Origin of the sequence: Streptomyces sp. NPDC086549 (assembly GCF_044746205.1) — a bacterium.
GTDB lineage: Bacteria > Actinomycetota > Actinomycetes > Streptomycetales > Streptomycetaceae > Streptomyces.
Map to the genome: position 1 here is coordinate 511,008 of NZ_JBIVBS010000001.1, position 17,643 is coordinate 528,650.

At 71.5% G+C, this 17,643-nt stretch carries 16 protein-coding genes, 1 other RNA gene and 1 pseudogene; 8 read left to right on the forward strand and 10 right to left on the reverse strand.

All coding sequences use genetic code 11. The features are described from left to right. The first annotated feature begins 16 nt into the window (after positions 1-16). Positions 17-865, forward strand: a complete 849-nt coding sequence (ddaH, locus tag ACIPSA_RS02355; protein ID WP_402627888.1) for a dimethylargininase — start codon at positions 17-19, stop codon at positions 863-865. Here ddaH and ACIPSA_RS02360 read toward each other — a convergent pair. The 3 genes from ACIPSA_RS02360 to ACIPSA_RS02370 all read right to left on the reverse strand — a co-directional run bounded on the left by ACIPSA_RS02360 (position 854) and on the right by ACIPSA_RS02370 (position 4,509). Beyond that, entirely contained in the window at positions 854-1,858 is a 1,005-nt protein-coding gene (locus ACIPSA_RS02360; RefSeq protein WP_402627891.1) for a small ribosomal subunit Rsm22 family protein, read from the reverse strand. The genes ddaH and ACIPSA_RS02360 overlap by 12 nt on opposite strands. A 105-nt stretch (positions 1,859-1,963) precedes the next feature. Beyond that, positions 1,964-3,118 carry a serine hydrolase domain-containing protein gene (locus ACIPSA_RS02365; RefSeq protein ID WP_402629436.1) on the reverse strand — a complete coding sequence of 385 codons (1,155 nt, stop codon included), beginning with the start codon at positions 3,116-3,118 and terminating at the stop codon, positions 1,964-1,966. Next, positions 3,115-4,509 (reverse strand): multidrug effflux MFS transporter, encoded by a 1,395-nt coding sequence (locus tag ACIPSA_RS02370; protein WP_402627893.1) that lies wholly within the window; start codon positions 4,507-4,509, stop codon positions 3,115-3,117. Before ACIPSA_RS02370 ends, ACIPSA_RS02365 begins: the two co-directional genes overlap by 4 nt. Positions 4,510-4,664: 155 nt before the next feature. On the opposite strand from ACIPSA_RS02370, the gene ACIPSA_RS02375 reads away from it, so the two are divergent. Then, complete coding sequence (locus ACIPSA_RS02375; RefSeq protein ID WP_402629439.1) at positions 4,665-5,672, forward strand: Gfo/Idh/MocA family protein; 1,008 nt, start codon at positions 4,665-4,667, stop codon at positions 5,670-5,672. 69 nt (positions 5,673-5,741) lie between these two features. After that, on the forward strand, positions 5,742-6,500 hold the full coding sequence (locus tag ACIPSA_RS02380; RefSeq protein ID WP_402627896.1) for an SDR family oxidoreductase: 759 nt from the start codon (positions 5,742-5,744) through the stop codon (positions 6,498-6,500). Between the two features lie 248 nt (positions 6,501-6,748). Here ACIPSA_RS02380 and ACIPSA_RS02385 read toward each other — a convergent pair whose 3' ends face one another. Continuing rightward, complete coding sequence (locus ACIPSA_RS02385; protein WP_402627899.1) at positions 6,749-7,975, reverse strand: D-alanyl-D-alanine carboxypeptidase family protein; 1,227 nt, start codon at positions 7,973-7,975, stop codon at positions 6,749-6,751. Between the two features lie 200 nt (positions 7,976-8,175). Between ACIPSA_RS02385 and ACIPSA_RS02390 the strand changes: the two genes are divergently transcribed. Further along, positions 8,176-9,660 carry an ABC transporter permease gene (locus tag ACIPSA_RS02390; protein WP_402627902.1) on the forward strand — a complete coding sequence of 495 codons (1,485 nt, stop codon included), beginning with the start codon at positions 8,176-8,178 and terminating at the stop codon, positions 9,658-9,660. 95 nt (positions 9,661-9,755) lie between these two features. Next, positions 9,756-10,505 carry an ABC transporter ATP-binding protein gene (locus ACIPSA_RS02395; protein WP_402627905.1) on the forward strand — a complete coding sequence of 250 codons (750 nt, stop codon included), beginning with the start codon at positions 9,756-9,758 and terminating at the stop codon, positions 10,503-10,505. Between the two features lie 24 nt (positions 10,506-10,529). Here ACIPSA_RS02395 and ACIPSA_RS02400 read toward each other — a convergent pair whose 3' ends face one another. Next, positions 10,530-11,513, reverse strand: a complete 984-nt coding sequence (locus tag ACIPSA_RS02400) for an aldo/keto reductase (RefSeq protein ID WP_402627907.1) — start codon at positions 11,511-11,513, stop codon at positions 10,530-10,532. Positions 11,514-11,616: 103 nt separating this feature from the next. Further along, positions 11,617-11,943, reverse strand: coding sequence for a nuclear transport factor 2 family protein (locus ACIPSA_RS02405; RefSeq protein WP_402627910.1), 327 nt, complete (start codon positions 11,941-11,943; stop codon positions 11,617-11,619). A 141-nt stretch (positions 11,944-12,084) separates the two neighbouring features. On the opposite strand from ACIPSA_RS02405, the gene ACIPSA_RS02410 reads away from it, so the two are divergent. The 3 genes from ACIPSA_RS02410 to ACIPSA_RS02420 all read left to right on the forward strand — a co-directional run bounded on the left by ACIPSA_RS02410 (position 12,085) and on the right by ACIPSA_RS02420 (position 14,505). Beyond that, positions 12,085-12,630 carry a DoxX family membrane protein gene (locus ACIPSA_RS02410; protein ID WP_402627913.1) on the forward strand — a complete coding sequence of 182 codons (546 nt, stop codon included), beginning with the start codon at positions 12,085-12,087 and terminating at the stop codon, positions 12,628-12,630. Positions 12,631-12,653: 23 nt separating this feature from the next. Continuing rightward, positions 12,654-13,073: a MazG-like family protein gene (locus ACIPSA_RS02415; RefSeq protein WP_402627915.1), complete on the forward strand. Its 420-nt coding sequence runs from the start codon at positions 12,654-12,656 to the stop codon at positions 13,071-13,073. Between the two features lie 109 nt (positions 13,074-13,182). After that, positions 13,183-14,505: a hypothetical protein gene (locus ACIPSA_RS02420; RefSeq protein ID WP_402627918.1), complete on the forward strand. Its 1,323-nt coding sequence runs from the start codon at positions 13,183-13,185 to the stop codon at positions 14,503-14,505. Between the two features lie 74 nt (positions 14,506-14,579). On the opposite strand, the gene ACIPSA_RS02425 is transcribed toward ACIPSA_RS02420, so the two are convergent. The 4 genes and pseudogenes from ACIPSA_RS02425 to ACIPSA_RS02440 all read right to left on the reverse strand — a co-directional run bounded on the left by ACIPSA_RS02425 (position 14,580) and on the right by ACIPSA_RS02440 (position 17,528). Further along, a complete protein-coding gene (locus ACIPSA_RS02425; protein ID WP_402627921.1) occupies positions 14,580-15,119 on the reverse strand; it encodes a hypothetical protein in 540 nt (179 codons plus the stop codon). A 258-nt stretch (positions 15,120-15,377) separates the two neighbouring features. After that, an RNA gene (gene rnpB, locus ACIPSA_RS02430) (RNase P RNA component class A) lies at positions 15,378-15,784 on the reverse strand. Between the two features lie 115 nt (positions 15,785-15,899). Further along, a pseudogene (locus ACIPSA_RS02435) lies at positions 15,900-16,685 on the reverse strand (DMT family transporter); the annotation flags it as partial. A 21-nt stretch (positions 16,686-16,706) separates the two neighbouring features. After that, a complete protein-coding gene (locus ACIPSA_RS02440; RefSeq protein WP_402627924.1) occupies positions 16,707-17,528 on the reverse strand; it encodes a helix-turn-helix domain-containing protein in 822 nt (273 codons plus the stop codon). Between the last annotated feature and the right edge of the window lie 115 nt (positions 17,529-17,643).

Consider the following 17,643-nt stretch of genomic DNA (forward strand, 5'->3'; position numbering starts at 1 on the left):
ACCGGAGGAGCCCGCCTTGGCCCTTTCCCGCCGCGCCACACCCCGGCGCTATCTGATGTGCTCACCCAGGCACTTCGAGGTCACGTACTCCATCAACCCATGGATGGACCCCGGCAAGCCCGTCGACACACCCCTCGCCGTCGCCCAGTGGGAACAGCTGCGTGACCTCTACCGCTCCCTCGGCCACACCGTCGAGGAACTCGCCCCGGTGCCCGGTCTGCCCGACATGGTGTTCGCCGCGAACGGCGCCACCGTCGTGGACGGGCGGGTACTGGGGGCGCGTTTCGCCCACCGGGAGCGGGTGGACGAGGCCGCCGCGCACCTGGACTGGTACCGCGCGCACGGCTTCGCGCACGTCCGCGAGCCCGTCCACGTCAACGAGGGCGAGGGCGACTTCGCCGTCACCGCCTCCTATGTGCTGGCCGGGCGCGGCTTCCGGGCGAGCCCCCTGTCGCACGGCGAGGCGCAGGAGTTCTTCGGGCGTCCGGTGATCGGTCTGGAGCTGGTCGACCCGCGCCACTACCACCTGGACACCGCCCTCGCCGTGCTCGACGACTCGGCCGACGAGGTCATGTACTACCCGCCCGCCTTCTCGCCGGGCAGCCGGGAGGTGCTCCGGCGGCTGTTCCCGGACGCGCTGACCGCCGGTGCCGAGGACGCGGCCGCGTTCGGGCTGAACGCCGTGTCGGACGGTCTGCGCGTGGTGCTGCCACAGGCGGCGGCCGGGCTCTTCGGGCCGCTCCGGGAGCGTGGCTTCGAGCCGGTCGGCGTCGACCTGAGCGAGCTGCTGAAGGGCGGCGGCAGCGTGAAGTGCTGCACGCAGGAGCTACGGGAGCCGCGGGACCTGCGGGAGCTACGGCTGTGACGTGTCGTCGTCGTCCGGCGGCCAGGAATCGCCCCAGTCCGCGTCGCGGGCCGCCTTGTACAGGTCGCCGTGGCGTTTGGTGACCGTCGTGCGGCGCAGGTGCTCGTCGGCCTCGCACAGGTCGAGGAGCACCTGCCCCTTGCGGATCTGCGGGCGCCGGACCACGCGGGCGGCGGCCGGAGCGACCGGGAAGCGGGCGGCGGCCACATAGCTGAACTTCTCGTCCTCGTACGCCAGTGAGCCGCCCTTGACCTGGCGGTGCAGGGAGGAGCGGCTGACCCGGGCCGAGAAGTGGCACCAGTCCGTGCCGGGCACGATGGGGCAGGCGACGCTGTGCGGGCAGGGGGCGGCGACCTGGAATCCGGCGTCGATCAGCCGGTCGCGGGCCTCGATGACGCGGGCGTATCCGGCGGGTGTGCCGGCCTCGACGATCACGACGGCCTGCGCGGCGGCAGCGGCGGCGTCGACGAGGGCGGTGCGGTCGGCCTCGGAGAGTTCGTTGAGGACGTAGGAGACGGTGACGAGTGCGGTGCTCTCGATGGTGAGCGCCGCTCCGATGCGAGAGCGCTGCCACCTGACGTCCCGCAGCGCCGGGTTCGCGGCGGCGATCTCCCGGCCGAGGGCCAGCGCGGGCTCGGCCCAGTCCAGCACGGTCACCGGCCGGACCCCGTCCCAGGTCGCGCTTACGGCCCAGGTCGCCGCGCCGGTCCCGCCCCCGACGTCGACCTGGCTGCCGGGCACCCAGCCGGGTACGGCCGCCGCGAACGCCTCCAGCGCCGCCCGCACCGCCTCGAAGGTCGCGGGCATCCGGTACGCGGCGTACGCGGCGACGTCCGCGCGGTCCCGCAGGATGGGCGCGTCCGTCGGGGTCTGCCCCCGGTAGTTGGCGATCAGGCGCTCCACGGCACCGGCGGCCTGCTTGGGCGGGAGCCCGTCGAGCAGGCCCGCGAGGGCGGTACGGAGGGCTTCCGCCGGGGGTAGGGCGTTGTTCACCCGGCGATTCTACGTACTCGGTGTCGTCGCGGCCCGAGGCCAGGGGCTGCGCCCCCGGACCCCCGCTTCGGCCTGAACGGCCTCGTCCTCGAACTCCCCCGAGCTCTACGGGCAGGGGGGACCCCCGGACGGGCTGAGATACACCGCCCTTGCCAGACGAGTCGCCGCCCTCGCCCTCGGCCCGCTGTCCGCGGGCCGCCTTCGGGGATGCACCGTGTTGGCCAGCAGTACCAGGAAGGTGTCCGTGGCCGGGTCCAGGACCAGCGAGGTCCCCGTGAAGCCCGTGTGGCCCGCCGCGCCCCGCCCCGACAGCTCCCCCATGAACCACGGCTGGTCGACGGCGAAGCCCAGCCCCGGCGGGGTCAGCAGCAGCTCCACGAAGTCGGGGCCGAGGATGCGCGCGGGACCGTACGCGCCGCCCGCGAGGAGCGCCCGGCAGAAAACGGCCAGATCCCGTCCCGTCGAGAACAGGCCCGCGTGGCCCGCCACCCCGCCCAGCGCCCACGCGTTCTCGTCGTGGACCACGCCCCGCAGCATCCCCCGGTCCGCCTTGGCCCACGGCCGCCGCTGGTCCTCGGAGGCCGCCGCGCCCCGGCACGGCCCGAAGTCGGTCGCCGTCATCCCGAGCGGGCGGGTGATCCCCTCGCGGACGAGGACGTCGAGGGCGCGTCCGGTGATCCGCTCCAGCACGGACTGGAGCAGCAGCATGTTCAGGTCCGAGTAGAGGTACGTCCCCGGTTCGCCCGTCGGCGCCTCGGCGCGCAGCAGTTCCAGCCGGGCCGCGTCGTCCGGGCGGTCGTACAGCGGGAGTTCGGGGCGCAGCCCGGAGGTGTGGGTGAGCAGCTGCCGGACGGTGATGCCGTGCGCGGCGGCGGCGCGGAACTCGGGCAGGTAGGCGCCGACCTTCGCGTCGATGCCCAGCGTGCCCCGCTCGATCTGCTGGACCGCGGCGACGGAGGTGAACAGCTTGGTGAGGGAGGCCAGGTCGAAGGGGGTGTCGACGGTCATCGGAACCCGGGCGGCGGGCGGCAGTCCGACGCCCTGCCCGGTCTCCGCGTCGTACGACGCGTACCGCACCGCCCAGCCCGCCGCCTCCTGCACGGCGATCACCGGCCCGCGCCCGGCCACCACGACGGCGCCGGGCGCCCAGGGGCGGTCGCCGGTGGTCAGGTCGTGGACCTCGCGGACGAGACGGTTGAGCTCCTCCGGGTCGAGCCCGGCCCGGTCCGGTGTGTCGGCGCGGAGCCTCGCTGTGCTCAGCTCTCCTCCCCCATGTTCCCGGCCTCCGTGTTCCCGGCCTCCGTGTTCCCGGCCTCCGTGTTCCCGGCCTCCGTGTTCCCGGCCTCGTTCGAGAAGGAGGTGCCCCCGTCCTTCGCGCCCGCGTGTGTGTTCCAGGGACGGCACATTCCCATGAAGCAGGCCATGGCCACCAGCGCTCCGCCGAGTTGGACCACGGCCATCGGTACGGCGGTGTGCTCCCCGGCGACGCCGACGAGCGGGGAGGCGACCGCGCCGACCAGGAAGGAGGAGGTGCCGAGCAGCGCGGAGGCGGAGCCGGCGGCGTGCCGGGTGCGCAGCAGGGCGAGGGACTGGGTGTTGGGGAGGGTGATGCCCATCGCGGACATCAGCACGAAGAGCGCGGCGGCGACGGGGGCCAGGCCCACGTTCCCGAAGGCTCCGAGGGACATCAGCAGCAGGGCGGTCGCGGCGAGGACGACCACGGTCAGGCCGACGGCCAGCACCTTGTCCAGGCGCACCCGGCCGACCAGCACCTTGCCGTTGATCTGCCCGGCGACGACGAGGCCGACCGAGTTGAGGCCGAACAGCAGGCTGAAGGTCTGCGGGGAGGCGCCGTAGATCTCCTGGATCACGAAAGGCGAGGCACTTATGTAGGCGAACAGCGCGGCGAAGGCGAAGCCGCCCGCGAGCATGTAGCCGGTGAAGGGGAGGTCGGTGAGCAGGCCGCGCATCGTGCGCAGGGCCTCGCCGACCCCGCCGTCGTGGCGTTCGGCGGGCGGCAGGGTCTCGGGGAGCCGGAGCCAGACGAGCATGGCGAGCACGGCCCCGACGACGGTGAGGACCACGAAGACGCCCCGCCAGTCCGTGACCCGCAGGATCTGCCCGCCGATCAGCGGCGCCACGATCGGGGCGGTGCCGGATATCAGCATCAGGGTGGAGAAGAAGCGGGCCATCGCCACGCCGTCGTACAGGTCGCGTACGACGGCCCGTGCGATGACGATCCCGGCCGCGCCCGCCAGGCCCTGCGCCAGCCGGAAGGCGACCAGGGTCTCGACGGTGGTCGCCACCGCGCACAGGGCGGTGGCGACGAGGTAGACGGCGAGGCCGACGAGGAGCGGGCGCCTGCGGCCCCAACGGTCGCTCATCGGACCGACCACCAGCTGTCCGAGTGCCATTCCGGCGAGGCAGGCGGTGAGCGTGAGCTGGACGGTCGCGGCGGGGGCGTGCAGGGAGCGGGTGACCTCCGGCAGGGACGGGAGGTACATGTCCATCGCGAGCGGGGGCGTGGCCGTGAGACCGCCGAGGACCAGGGTGACGAGGAGGCCGGTGCGGCGGGCGGAACGGGTGGCCGGGCTCCCGGGTGCGGGCTGCCGTTCCGTGTCCGGTCTCGACGCCGCCGCGTGCTCGGGCATGTGTGGTCCCTCCCCTTTTTCGCTCTCGTCTTGTTCGTCCTCGCCGATTTCGACCGTGTCGATCTCGACCGTGTCGATCTCGTCGGTTGAATCGGCACCTATGCTCTCAGCTCGTACACAGTGCCGAGGGTCACATGAGCGAGGGCGGGTCCGGGATGGTGGAGCGGAACGTGCGGTGGGGGATCCTGGCGACGGGAGGGATCGCGGCCGCGTTCGCGGCGGACCTCGTGGATCTGCCCGACGCGGAGATCGTGGCGGTGGCCTCACGGAGCCAGGGCCCCGCGGAGGCGTTCGCCGAGCGGTTCGGGATCGCGCGGGCGTACGGCGACTGGGAGTCGCTGGCCCGGGACGAGGACATCGATGTCGTGTACGTCGCCACTCCGCACGCGGCGCACCGGGCGGCCGCCGGTCTGTGCCTGCAGGCGGGGCGGAACGTGCTGTGCGAGAAGGCGTTCACGCTGAACACGCGCGAGGCGGAGGAACTGGTCGCGCTGGCGAAGGAGCGCGGCAGCTTCCTGATGGAAGCGATGTGGATGTACTGCAACCCGCTGATACGGCGGCTGAAGGCGCTGGTCGACGACGGGGCGATCGGTGAGGTGCGCACCGTGCAGGCCGACTTCGGGCTGGCCGGGCCCTTCCCGCCGGCGCACCGGCTGCGGGATCCGGCGCAGGGCGGCGGGGCGCTGCTGGACCTGGGTGTGTATCCGGTGTCGTTCGCCCAACTGCTGCTGGGTGAGCCCGCGGATGTGACGGCGAGTGCGGTGCTCTCCGACGAGGGCGTCGATCTCCAGACGGGAGCGCTGCTCTCCTGGGAGAGCGGGGCTCTTGCTTCGGTGCACTGCTCCGTGGTCGGTGGTACGGCGATCACCGCCTCGGTCACCGGATCGCACGGCCGCATCGACATCCCGGACGGCTTCTTCCATCCCGACCGCTTCGTGCTGCACCGCGACGGCCGCGCCTCCGAGGAGTTCGCCCTCGACCCGGCCGACGGGCCGCGCACCAGCCTGCGGCACGAGGCGAAGGAGGTCATGCGCGCCCTGCGGGCGGGCGAGACGGAGTCCCCGCTCGTGCCCCTCGACGGCACCCTCGCCGTGATGCGGACGCTGGACGCCGTACGGGAGCGGATCGGGGTGCGCTACCCCGGGGAGGCCGTGGCCGTCTGAGACCGTCCCGGCAACCGTATGGCGGACAGCGGATTCCGCATGGCGGACTCGGCCCCCTACGCTGCGAGCATGGCTGACAGGGAATCGAAGATCGCCGTGGTGACCGGCGCCGGATCCGGTATCGGGCGCGCGGTCGCCGTCGAGCTGATGCGCGCCGGCTGGTCGGTGGCGCTGACCGGGCGGCGCACACAGCGACTGGAGGCGACGGCGGCGCTGGTGCCCGAGGGCGACTCGCTCGCCGTACGCACCGATGTCGCGCATCCCGACGACGTGAGGGCGCTCTTCGCCGCCGTACGCGACCGGTTCGGGCGGGTCGACCTGCTCTTCAACAACGCGGGCACGTTCGGGCCCGGCGGGGTGGCCGTGGAGGACCTGCCATACGAGGCCTGGCGGCACGTCGTGGACACCAACCTCAACGGGGCGTTCCTGTGCGCGCAGGCGGCGTACCGGCAGATGAAGGAGCAGAAGCCGCAGGGCGGCCGGATCATCAACAACGGCTCCGTCTCCGCCCATACGCCCCGTCCGCACTCGGCCGCCTACACCGCGACCAAGCACGCACTGACCGGCCTCACCAAGTCGCTGTCGCTGGACGGGCGGCCGTACGGCATCGCCGTCGGGCAGATCGACATCGGCAACGCCGCCACCGACATGACGGCGCGGATGCAATCGGGCGCGTTGCAGGCCAACGGCGAGACGGCGCCGGAGCCGGTGATGGACGCGGCCGACGTGGCACGCACCGTGCGGCACATGGCCGAGCTGCCGCTGGAGGCGAACGTGCAGTTCGCGACGGTGCTGGCGACGGCGATGCCGTACGTGGGGCGCGGCTGAGCGCTCCGCGCGCCGTCAACTCCCCAACCTGCACAAGCGGAATTCGAACTTCCGCGGTATTGCGGCCGATGGCGGGCCTATGCTCAACTTCCTCCACAAGAGCTTCACACTTGGAGCAGTGGGGTTCCGCCGACCACATCGAGGGGGGAGGCGGCAGCCGTTCCACCGGACCGTGTGGGGGTGGACCTCGCGTGGGACCGTGGGGTACGCACCGGTGGGTGGAACGGCTGCCGCACAAACCGGGTTCCTCAGTCCCGGTCGGCGCTCTCCGCGGCCGCCTTCCCCGCGCCCGTCCCGCCCGTCTCGCCCGTCTCCACAGCGTCCGTCTCCCCCGCGTTCTTGCCCGCTCTGCGCCGCCGCAGCGCCCACGCCGTCCCGGCACCCAGCAGCGCCACCGTCCCGGCGGCCCCTTCCAGCAGACGCCAGGTCGACGGGCGCCCGGACGCCGAACCGGACGCGCCCGCGGCGGCCCGGGCCGATTTCGGCTCCGGCGTGGGGCTCGCCTTCGCCCCGCCCTCGCTGAGCGGCTCGACCAGCATGCCCACCGCCTGCGCCGAACGCCCCGCGCCGAAGCCCCAGTCGAGCAGGGCGGCGGTCTCCTCGTAGACGGCATTGCTGCCGGTGGCGGGGTGCATCACGGTGACCAGCAGGGTCCGCCCGCCACGGGTGGCCGCGCCGGTGAAGGTGTTGCCGGCATGGCTGGTGTAACCATTCTTCACGCCGATCAGGCCCTTGTACGTGCCGAGGCCCCAGGCCCCCGTCAGCAGGCGGTCGGTGTTCTGGATCTGGAAGGTCTTCTTGCCGCCCGCCGGGAAGTCCGCGGTCCTGGTGCCGCAGTAGCCGCGGAAGTCCTCGTCCTTCAGCCCATGGCGGGCGAAAAGGGTCAGGTCGTACGCGGAGGACAGCTGGCCCTTGTGGTCGAAGCCGTCGGGGCTGACCACATGGGTGTCCAGGGCCTGCAGATCCTCGGCCCTGGCCTGCATGTCCGCGACCGTCTGCGCGACCCCGCCGTTCATATGGGCCAGCACGTGCACCGCGTCGTTGCCGGAGCGCAGGAACACGCCCTGCCAGAGCTGCTCGACGGTGTAGGTGATGCCGGGCTTGACGCCGACGAGGCTGGAGCCGGACGGTATCCCGGCCAGGTCGGCGTCGGTGACCTTGTGCCGGTCGGTCCGCTCGAACTTCTTCAGCACGGTGTCCGCGAACAGCATCTTCAGGGTGGACGCGGGTGCCAGCCGCCGGTGCGCGTCGAACGCGGCGAGTACCTCCCCGCTCTCACAGTCGGCGACGAGCCAGGATCGGGCGGTGAGCTTCTTGGGCAGACCGGCGGCGCCACGCACCTGGATTCCGGAGCGGGCCAGCCGCTCCCCGCCGATGACTGCCGCGGCGGAGGCGGGCGTGGCCGCCGAGAGGGGCAGGGCGGCGGCCGTCAGACCGAGAGCGGCACGCCGGGTGAGCCGAGAGGAATCGCGCATCCCGGGACCGTACACCGCACCCAACAGGGGTTTCCTGGCAGGAGGCCCTCTACAGCCTAGGAATTTACTGTCTTATGAGAATTTGATTTCATACCCCACTTTCTCAGCTCTCACACACGATTTACTCAGTGCGCCTCAAAGGTTCCTCCATAGCTTGTGGCCGCGCCCACAGCGGGCGCCAAGAACCTTCGAGGAACGGGATGTTTGGCATCTATCTCAAGCGCGAGCTGGGCCGCCGCAAGAAGGCTGCCCTGGTCATCGCACTGGGTCTGGCGCTCGGTATCGCGCTGGTCATCACCGTCAGCTCGGTGTCGGCCGGTATGACTCAGGCGCAGGACAAAGTCCTGAAGTCGCTCTACGGCCTCGGCACCGACATGACGGTCACCAAGGCACAGTCGGCACCCAAGGCCGGCAGCTCGCAGGGCCCCAACTTCAAGTTCGACGCCAAGTCGAGCTCGAAGTCCTCGCAGAGCTCCGACCGGGTGATGACACAGGGCGGTCAGGCCCTGAAGTCCTCCCTCGTCGAGAAGGTCTCCGCCCAGAAGGGCGTGGCGAGCGCGGTCGGCGCCCTCTCCCTGAACATCACCAAGGTCGACGGCTCCTTCACCCAGGGCAAGGCTAAGAGCACCAGCGGCAGCAGCAGCAGCAGCAGCAGCAGCAGCCAGAACCAGGGCGGCCCGGGCGGCAGCTCCGGAAGCGGCGGCGGCCAGCCCCAGGTCCAGGGCGGCGGCGCCAACTTCAACGTCAACAGCTACTCCGTGGCCGGCGTCGACGTCAGCAACCAGGAGCTCGGCCCGCTGGCCTCGATGAAGATCACCTCCGGCAAGACGTTCACGTCGTCGCAGACCAGTGCCAAGGTCGCGGTGGTCAGCAAGTCCTACGCCAAGTCGAAGAAGTACAAGGTCGGTTCGACCTTCAAGGTCTCCGGCACCAAGTACACGGTCATCGGCATCGCGACGCCCAGCAGCAGCGAGTCCTCCACCGACGTCTACCTGCCGCTGAAGCAGGCGCAGACGCTGGCCGACTCCAAGAACAAGGTCACCACGATCTACGTCAAGGCGACCGACTCCAAGCAGATCTCCGCGGTGAAGAAGGAGATCCAGGCCAACATCTCCGGTACGACGGTCACCACCTCCTCCGACCTGGCGTCCACCGTCTCCGGCTCCCTGTCCACCGCCTCCAGCCTCGCCTCCAGCGTCGGCAAGTGGCTGTCCATCGCGGTGCTGGCCGCGGCCTTCCTGGTGGCCGCGCTGCTCACCTCCTCCGCCGTGTCCCGGCGTGTGCGTGAGTTCGGCACCCTGAAGGCGCTGGGCTGGCCCTCGCGCAACGTCACCCGTCAGGTCGTCGGCGAGTCCATGGTCAACGGTCTGATCGGCGGCGGCCTCGGCATCGCCCTGGGCCTCGCGGCCGCCTACACGGTCACCGCGATCAGCCCGAAGCTGACCGCGCAGCTCGGCAGCACCGGCGGCGGCATGGGCGGCGGCCCCGGCGGCGGGCCGGGCGGCGGCCCCGGCCAGCAGTCCGCCTCCAACACCCTGCAGATCGCCCTGACCGCGCCCGTCTCCCTGACCACCATCGCGCTCGCGGTGGGCCTGGCGGTCACCGGCGGCCTGATCGCCGGCGCCATGGGCGGCTGGCGCGCCTCCCGGATGCGCCCCGCCGACGCCCTGCGCAGCGTCTCGTAACACCCCCGAACCGGGGCGCCGCCTCCACTCCCCCCGGGACGCGGCGCCCCACCCCCCGCTTCCTCACCCACGCCTTCGCTACTCACGGAGCACCCATGTACAGACTCACCGGCGTCACCAAGCGCTACACCCGGGGCAAGGAGACGGTGGAGGCGCTGCGCGGCATCGACCTCACCATCGAGGACGGCGACCAGCTCGTCATCCAGGGCCCCACCGGTGGCGGCAAGTCCACCCTCCTCCAGATGATCGGCGGCCTGGACCGCCCCTCCTCCGGCAGCGTCGAGCTGGACGGCGTCGACCTCGCCACCATCAGCGAGGCCAAGCTGACCCGGCTGCGCGCCGAAAAGATCGGCATCATCTTCCAGGCGTTCAACCTCATCCCGACGCTCACCGCCCAGGAGAACGTCGAGACGGCCCTGGTCCCCCTCGGCGTCAAGCCGGCCGAGCGCCGCGAGCGCGCGGCGGAGGCCCTGCGCTCGGTGGGCCTCGGCGAGCGCCTGTCGCACGTCCCGACCGAGCTGTCCGGCGGCCAGCAGCAGCGCGTCGCCATCGCCCGTGCGCTGGTCAAGAAGCCGAAGGTGCTGCTGGCCGACGAGCCCACCGGCAACCTCGACGAGGGCACCCGCGACGACATCATGGGCCTGTTGGAAGGCCTGTGGCACGAGTACGGGCTGACCTTCATCATGGTCACCCACGACTCGTCGATCGCCCGCCGCGCCCCGCGCCTGGCCACCATCAAGGCCGGTCAGATCACCCTGACCGAGCAGGGCGGCGGACAGCACGCGCAGCAGGCGTACGGCGACCAGCAGCAGCCGTACGTCCAGTACGGCGGCCAGGCCCACTGAGCCGCGGACTCCCGTCGGGGCCGCTCACCTCCCGAGTATCCGGTCGGCCTCGGCCAGCTGCCCGGCGGTGAGCGGCCCCTTCGCGATCGCGCCCGCGTTCTGCTCCGCCTGGGCGACCGAGCGGAACCCCGGGATCGGCACGGTGCGCGGGCTGCGCGCCCACAGCCAGGCGAGGGCGCCCTGCGCGGGCGTACGGCCGTCGCTGGTCAGGACGTCACGCAGCGCGTCGACCCGGGCGAGCCACTCCGGGTCGGCGCCGGTCCCGTCGCCGAACCCCTGGAGCCAGACCGGAGGCCTGCTGCGGATGTCACCGGTTTCCAGCCGGGCGTGCCGCCTGCCGCCGAGCAGCCCCATGGCGAGCGGGCTGCGGTTGATGCTGGCGAGATCCAGCTTCTCGCACAGCGCGACGAGTCGCGGCGCGTCCTGAAGGACGTTGAGGGCGTGCTGCACGGCCGTGCAGTGCTCGCCCTCGGCGAAGACGGCGGCGCGCTCGGGGTCGTCGGTGCTCCAGGCGTAGGCGCGGATGAGCCCCTCCCGGACGAACTCCTCGCAGAGGTCCCGGAGTTCGGCCGCAATATTCGGGTCCGCGTCGGAGATGTGCAGCTGATAGAGGTCGACGTGATCGGTGCCGAGGCGGCGCAGGGAGGCTTCGAGGGCCCGGCGGGCGTAGGCCGGGGAGTCGTCGCTGCCGGTGAGGGTGCGGGTGTCCTCGTCGAAGACGTTGCCCCACTTGGTGGCGACGACGACATCGTCCCGCCGCTTGCCGAGGGCGCGGCCGAGCACGCGCTCGCTGTGCCCGGTGCCGTAGACGTCCGCGGTGTCGAAGAAGGTGACGCCGAGGTCGAGCGCGCGGTGGATCGCCCGTACGGACTCCTCGTCGTCGACCTTGCCCCAGCCGAGCGGCTGCCCGTCGGCATCCTGCCACTCACCGCCGATGGCCCAGCAGCCGAAGCCGAGCGCGCTCACCTCGATACCGCTGCGTCCCAGAATCCTGGTCTTGGTCTCCATGCCGCGGAACGCTAGGAGTTGAAGCGCACACGAGGGCAAGCCCTTTCGGGCGCAGGGGCGTTGGGGCGCAGGAGCGATGGGACGCAGGAGCGATGGGACGCTGTCAGGCCTCCCCCGTCTCGAAACGGGAGATCCGGCCGTCGTCCTCGATGACGAAGCGCCACTGGGTGCGCATCTCGCCCCATGTGTCGTTGCTGTAGCGGGCCACGAGGGCGCGGCCGCCGCGGGACTCCTTGTCGACCTCCATGTGCCCGTGGGAGGAGAAGATCTCCCGGTCGATCCAGTCGGCGAGGTCGCGGTCGGAGCCGTCGTCCGACATGGTCGCGCCGGGGACGAGGAGTTGCATGAAGGCCTCGCGGTCGTGGGCGTTGACGGCGGTGACGAAGGCCCGGACGGCCGGATCGCTGAGTTTGGCTGTCTGAATCGTCATGTCAGTCAGACTCACATCGCTCCCCCGGCCCCGCCACCCGAACGGCGTCCCGGGCAGGCCGGGCAGGTGTGCCGGATGCGACGGTGGATAGGCGGAGGGGGCCTTGTTCCTGCTGTCTGCCTGTCCTGATGGGGAGTCACCATGACTTGTTACGACCGACGTGATGCGGGCCTGCTGCTGCTCCGGCTGGCTGCCGGCGGTGTGCTCGCCGCGCACGGAGCCCAGAAGCTCTTCGGCTGGTTCGGCGGGGGTGGTATCGAGGGGACCGGTCAGTTCATGGAGTCCGTCGGCTACAAACCCGGGAAGGCGAGCGCGATGGCTTCGGGGCTCGCGGAGGCGGGCGGCGGCACGCTGCTGGCGCTGGGGCTCGCCACGCCCGCCGCCGGTGCCGCGGCGGCCGGAGGCATGGCGGGCGCGGCCGCGGTGCACATGCCCAACGGCTTCTTCGCCCAGGAGGGTGGCTACGAGCACGCGGCGATTCTCGGCCTGGCCGCGGCCGGCCTCGCCATCGCCGGCCCCGGCCGCCTCTCCCTCGACCACGCCATGGGCCACGTCTTCGACCGAGGCTGGATGGTCCCGGCGGCCCTGGGTGTGACGGCCGCGGTGACGTCGGTGGTGGTGGGGGCGCGGAACCGGCGGGTGCGGCAGCAGAAGGAGGGGGAGCAAGAGTCGTTGTTCGACGAGTAGCCGTCCCTGGGCAGGCTGTGCGCATGACCGATCAGGACACGCGCGCGACGGCACCCACCGACCTGCCCGACCGGCCCGACCTCTGGACCTCCATCGACGACCTGTGGGCCTGGCTGGACGCGAACCGGCAGGCGGCCGGGCAGGAGGGCGTGCTGCTGCGCATGCTGAAGCTGTCGGAGGAGGTCGGCGAGGTCGCCGAGGCGGTGATAGGAGCGACGGGCCAGAACCCCCGCAAGGGCGTCACCCACACGTGGGAGGACGTCCAGGCGGAACTGTGCGACGTCGTCATCACCGCCCTGGTGGCACTACGCACCCTGACCCCGGACACCCGGGAGGTGTTCACCCGGCATCTGGCGAGGGTGACGAGGCGTTCACTGGATCCGTCCGGCGCTGTTCATCTCACGGAGGGACCCGCGCCCCGTGCCGTTGGTGAGGCGCCCTGACTCTTCTCGTCGACATCGAGCCGACGAAAGGGTCCCAGTGCAGGACTACGTTTTCCCCGGCGGACGCGCAACGGTTGCGGTGGTCGGCGGGCTGTTTACGCTCGTGGCCATGAGCACGGGAAGCCAGGCGCACGCGGCGAGTTACGGAACCCCGAGTATCTCCCTGTCCGCGGCCTACCTGTCGGGCGCGGTGGGCGCGGTCGGGGATCCGGCCGTTCAGGTGACGGTCGCCCAGAGCGGCGCGGACGCGGCCGCGTTGAAGGTCACGGCGACCAGGAGCAGCAGGACGTCGGTGGCCCAGACGGCGGATGTGCAGGTCACCGGGGCCGGTGCCACGCGGCAGGTCACGGTCGCCGCCCGCGGACAGGGCTACACCGATCTGACGCTGAAGGTGACCGGCGTGGACGGGCAGACCGCCACGAAGACGCTCCACTACGCGGCCTCCGCCGCGGTCCAGCAGCCCGCGGACACCCGTTACTTCACCGGCTCCAGCGATGCCTCGGCCGCGGTCGACGTCGGGGGCGGCTACGTCGTCGTGGCGGACGACGAGTCGAACGTGCTGCGCCTGTACGACCGCGGCGTCTCCGGAGCGCCCGTCAGGACCTGGGACTTCAGCTCGCAGCTCGGTGTCTCCAAGGAGGTCGACATCGAGGGCGGGGCCCGCGTCGGCGACACGATCTACTGGACGGGCTCCCTGGGCAACAACAAGGACGGCGAGTACAAGCCGGCCCGGAACACGGTCTTCACCACGAAGGTGACGGGCAGCGGCGCGAGCACGTCGCTCTCATACGCGGGCTCGTACACCAAGCTCCGCGACGACCTGGTCGCCTGGGACGAGGAGCACGGCGACCGTTACGGCTTCGCGGCCGGCACGGCCACCGGCCAGGCGCCGAAGCAGATCGACGGCTTCAACGTGGAGGGCCTGGAGTTCGCCCCCGGCTCGACGACCACCGCCTACCTCGGCTTCCGCGCCCCGCTCGCGCCCGCCGTGCCCGGCGGCAAGGCACTCCTGGTGCCCGTCACCAACATCGACCAGGTGGTCGCGGGCAAGGCGGCGACCGCCTTCGGCACCCCGGTCGAACTCGATCTCGGCGGTCTGTCGATCCGGGACATCCGCAAGAACGCCGCGAACCAGTACCTGATCGTGGCGGGCTCCTGGGCGGCCGACGACAACTCCGACCCGTACGCGCTCTACTCCTGGACCGGAAACGCGGCCGACCGTCCGGTCAAGCTCCGCGACCTGCCGACCAGCGACCCCGGCGGCTGGGAGGCGGTGGTCGACGTCCCCGACCTGTCCACGGCAGGGGCCCGCGCCCAGCTCCTGACCGACAACGGCTCCGCCGACCTGTACGGCGACAGCACGGAGGCGAAGGACCTGACCCACGCGGAGTGGAAGAAGTCGCGGACGGTGTGGTTCACCGTGACCGGCTGACGGAGGGGCATCGCGTACGGTGCGAGCGCCCCGGATGCACCGCTCGCACCGTACGCGCCCCCGGCCGTACGAGGTCACCAGGTGTGAGCCACGTCCACTACGAGATGGTTGGCCGTCTGGAAGACCCGGAACGGCAGCCGGGCGCGGACGCCCAGTCCGGCCTGGGTGTATCCCTCGGAGCCACCTGTGAACTTGAACTCCCGGAACGTCCGGTACCCGGTGACGTCGACGGACGGAAGCGGCGGGTAGGGCCGTCCGGTCGCCGGGTCGTAGCGCGGGGAGAACAGTGAGAGCTCCAGAATGGCTCCGCCCTTGATCGGGATCACGGCGTCGGACGGGTCCTGGTGCAGTACGTCGACATAGCGGACGGTGTAGCCGATCGGGTCGGCCGCCGTGCCCTCGGCGTCGAAGACCAGACGGTCGAAGCACTCGTGCTGTCCAGTCCTCACGTCGGTCAGTCGCCTGGAGGCAACAGAGTCACCGGTTTTGTCCAGGCTTCCCCACGTCACGGCACAGTCCACGGCCGTCGGCGCGGCCATCGCCGGAACCGTGCCGGCCAACAGACCGCCGCCCGCCAGCATCATCGCGGCCAGTGCAGTACCTATCCGTCGCATGACTACCCCCCAGTAGCTCGCGTAGGTGTGTGCCTGTTCAGACCGACAGCCTTCCGGAAGGTTGTGCGTCGTGGAGCAGTCCATTGCCGCACAGGGGCCCTTCCAGCACCAGCTGCCCCGTGAGACCACAGCGCTTTCCGCGCGGACTGCCCGTCGATCACGTCACGGACGAAGCCGGTTCACTCGCCCAGCCTGAACACGAGGGCAGGACGGTGGGGGTTCTTGAGGCCTTTCCCCAGGCAAAGCCGCAGGTGGCGGCAGACGAGTCGGGCTGTACGCCGGGTTCTGTTCCGAAGGGTCCTCGCGGGCCCCTCGGCGACGGCCATCCATCTAGGGCCGGCGTTGCCGCCGGCCTCGTGCGGTCTACCCGCGGACTCGGGCGGGCAGCCCTCGAACGTCCGCGCAGAGCCGCCTTTCACAGCGGCTCCTTTTGACCTTGCTCCGGGTGGGGTTTACCTAGCTGCCCAGGTCACCCTGGGCACTGGTGGTCTCTTACACCACCGTTTCACCCTTACCCGGCGCCTGAGCGCCGGGCGGTCTGTTTTCTGTGGCACTGTCCCGTGGGTCACCCCAGGTGGCCGTTAGCCACCACCCTGCCCTGTGGAGCCCGGACGTTCCTCGGGAAGCCCCCTAGGGGGACTCCACGCGGCCGTCCGCCCGGCTCGTCTGCCGTGTCGACCATGTTACCGGGCGGGCGGGCCTCTTCGGTGCCGAGGCCATCGTCGCCAGCACCGAGCCTGTGAGGATCAGTGCGAAGGAGACGGCGATGGTCGGGGTGAAGCTCTCGCCCAGGAAGAGGGCGCCCGCCGCCACCGCCACCGCCGGGTTGACATACGTGATCACCGTCGAGCGGGTCGGGCCGATCTCCCTGATGAGCTCCAGGAACGCTACGAAGGCCACTGCCGTGCAGAGGACGCCCAAGGCCAGGAGGGACACCACCGCGTTCGTGGAGGGCATCGAGGACGGCCAGGTGGCTGCCGCCGCGGGGGCGTAGACGAGGGCCGCCAGGGTCAGGCAGGGGGCTATCAGCTGCAGCGTCGGGACGTCCTTCAGGCGGCGGGCCGCTATCAGCGGGGCCGTCGCGTAGCCGATCACTGTGAGCAGGACCTCGCCGAGGGAGCGGGCGTCGCCGCCGGTCAGGTGGGGGATCGTCAGCACTGCTACGCCGGCGAGGCCGATCAGCAGGCCGGCGATCCGGCGTACGCCCAGGTGTTCGCGCTCGCCGCCGAAGTAGCGTGCGGCCACCACGCCCACGATCGGTACGCCCGCGATCAGCAGGCCGGCGGTGGAGCTGGAGAGGTGGCGTTCGGCGTCGGTGAGGGTGAACCACGGGCCCATGATCTCGATGCACGCGAAGGCCAGCATCGGGCGCCAGTGGGTGCGGAGGGTGCCCAGGAGGTTGCCCTGGCGGATCGCCAGGGGGAGGAGGGGGGCGGCGCCGATCGCGCAGCGTGCGAAGACCACCGTCGACGGGGACACCTCGTCCACCGCCACCTTGATCATCAGGTAGGGAACACCCCAGATCACTCCCATGAGGGAGAACAGGAACCAGCCGCGTGCAGTCATACGGTGAGTTTCGGCCGCTTCCTACCAGGTGTCTTGAACGCTGTTGCGATAGGCCGCCGGGGTCACTCCGAGCACCCGGCGAAACCAGCGGGTGAGGTGCGCCTGGTCCGCGAAGCCCACCAGGGGTGCCACCTCGGCCGGGCGCAGGCCCGACTCCAGCAGGGTGCGGGCCCGGGTCACCCGGTACTGGGCGAGCCAGGCGTAGGGGGGCAGGCCCATCGTCGTACGGAAGGCTCGCAGGAGCTGGTAGCGGGACAGGCCCAGGCCGGCGGCGAGGTCGGCCAGTGAGGGCGGGTCCAGCAGTTCGTCGGCCAGGCGGTCGCGGACGGTGTGCGCTATCGCGTGGGCGCCGGGAAGGCGGGCCGACGCGACTCTCGCCGTGGAGTGGCGGTGGACCAGGGCCGTGAGCAGCCAGGGGAGGCGGGCCTCGGCCTCCAGCGGGTCGGGACAGCGGGCCAGCTCGGTGTGGGCGAGCTGGAACGCGGCGACCAGTTCGGGGTCGTCGACGAGCGGTTCACGGAAGTGCGGGATGCCGCCGAGGGTGCCTTCGGCGAGCAGGGCGGGATCGGCGTACAGGGCGCGGTAGGCATAGCCCTCGGTGGCGGTGGCGGGGCCGCCGGTGTGCACCTCACCGGGGGCCAGTACGACGATGGAGCCCGGGCCGGTGCGGATGTGGCCGCCGCGGTAGTCGATCACCTCGGAGCCGCCGACGCAGACGCCGACGGTGAATTCGTCATGGGCGTGCGGGGCGTAGACGTGTTTGTCGAAGCGGGCCGTCAGGAGGTCGAGCCGGGGTCCGCAGCGGCCCAGCCGTGCCCTCGTCCACCGCGCCTGCTCCGGCATGTGACACCCCCTCGTGTGCTTCCACGGGTGCAACGCCTTCGGGCCCCGATTCCATGCCGGGTCGACGGCCGTCGCCGCGAGGTGATCACGGTGCGCCTGCGGGAGGCGGGCGACG

Bases quoted from the DNA above. Each gene is read 5' to 3' on its own strand.
- ACIPSA_RS02370 (WP_402627893.1), bottom strand. From the start codon at position 4,509: ATGCCCGAGCACGCGGCGGCGTCGAGACCGGACACGGAACGGCAGCCC.
- ACIPSA_RS02375 (WP_402629439.1), top strand. From the start codon at position 4,665: ATGGTGGAGCGGAACGTGCGGTGGGGGATCCTGGCGACGGGAGGGATC.
- ACIPSA_RS02380 (WP_402627896.1), top strand. From the start codon at position 5,742: ATGGCTGACAGGGAATCGAAGATCGCCGTGGTGACCGGCGCCGGATCC.
- ACIPSA_RS02385 (WP_402627899.1), bottom strand. From the start codon at position 7,975: ATGCGCGATTCCTCTCGGCTCACCCGGCGTGCCGCTCTCGGTCTGACG.
- ACIPSA_RS02390 (WP_402627902.1), top strand. From the start codon at position 8,176: ATGTTTGGCATCTATCTCAAGCGCGAGCTGGGCCGCCGCAAGAAGGCT.
- ACIPSA_RS02395 (WP_402627905.1), top strand. From the start codon at position 9,756: ATGTACAGACTCACCGGCGTCACCAAGCGCTACACCCGGGGCAAGGAG.
- ACIPSA_RS02400 (WP_402627907.1), bottom strand. From the start codon at position 11,513: ATGGAGACCAAGACCAGGATTCTGGGACGCAGCGGTATCGAGGTGAGC.
- ACIPSA_RS02405 (WP_402627910.1), bottom strand. From the start codon at position 11,943: ATGACGATTCAGACAGCCAAACTCAGCGATCCGGCCGTCCGGGCCTTC.
- ACIPSA_RS02410 (WP_402627913.1), top strand. From the start codon at position 12,085: ATGACTTGTTACGACCGACGTGATGCGGGCCTGCTGCTGCTCCGGCTG.
- ACIPSA_RS02415 (WP_402627915.1), top strand. From the start codon at position 12,654: ATGACCGATCAGGACACGCGCGCGACGGCACCCACCGACCTGCCCGAC.
- ACIPSA_RS02420 (WP_402627918.1), top strand. From the start codon at position 13,183: ATGAGCACGGGAAGCCAGGCGCACGCGGCGAGTTACGGAACCCCGAGT.
- ACIPSA_RS02425 (WP_402627921.1), bottom strand. From the start codon at position 15,119: ATGCGACGGATAGGTACTGCACTGGCCGCGATGATGCTGGCGGGCGGC.
- ACIPSA_RS02440 (WP_402627924.1), bottom strand. From the start codon at position 17,528: ATGCCGGAGCAGGCGCGGTGGACGAGGGCACGGCTGGGCCGCTGCGGA.